Genomic DNA, 351 nt, shown 5'->3' with positions numbered 1-351 from the left:
TGGAAGATTAGCTCAGTTGGGAGAGCGTCTGCCTTACAAGCAGAGGGTCACAGGTTCGAGCCCTGTATCTTCCATTTAATGAGCCGTTAGCTCAGTTGGTAGAGCATCTGACTTTTAATCAGAGGGTCGACAGTTCGAGACTGTCACGGCTCATTACCCCCTAGAGGGTAATATTTCTTCGGCTTTAATGCCGACTTAGCTCAGTTGGCAGAGCACCTGTCTTGTAAACAGGGGGTCGGAGGTTCGAATCCTCTAGTCGGCATTGCACCAAAATATATGCGGAAGTAGTTCAGTGGTAGAACATCACCTTGCCATGGTGGGGGTCGCGGGTTCGAATCCCGTCTTCCGCTT

4 tRNA genes are annotated in these 351 nt (G+C 50.4%); all 4 read left to right on the top strand.

Going from position 1 to position 351, the window contains the following annotated elements:
• The first annotated feature begins 1 nt into the window (after window position 1).
• The 4 genes from ACRYI5_RS11090 to ACRYI5_RS11075 all read left to right on the top strand — a co-directional run bounded on the left by ACRYI5_RS11090 (window position 2) and on the right by ACRYI5_RS11075 (window position 350).
• Window positions 2–74: transfer RNA gene (locus ACRYI5_RS11090), tRNA-Val, on the top strand.
• Between the two features lie 6 nt (window positions 75–80).
• Window positions 81–153: transfer RNA gene (locus ACRYI5_RS11085), tRNA-Lys, on the top strand.
• Between the two features lie 36 nt (window positions 154–189).
• Window positions 190–262 (top strand) — tRNA-Thr (locus ACRYI5_RS11080).
• A gap of 16 nt (window positions 263–278) precedes the next feature.
• Window positions 279–350, top strand: a tRNA-Gly gene (locus ACRYI5_RS11075).
• The last annotated feature ends 1 nt before the right edge of the window (window position 351 follow it).

The organism is Furfurilactobacillus sp. WILCCON 0119, assembly GCF_053471565.1.
This window is presented reverse-complemented; position numbering and strand designations above follow the sequence as displayed.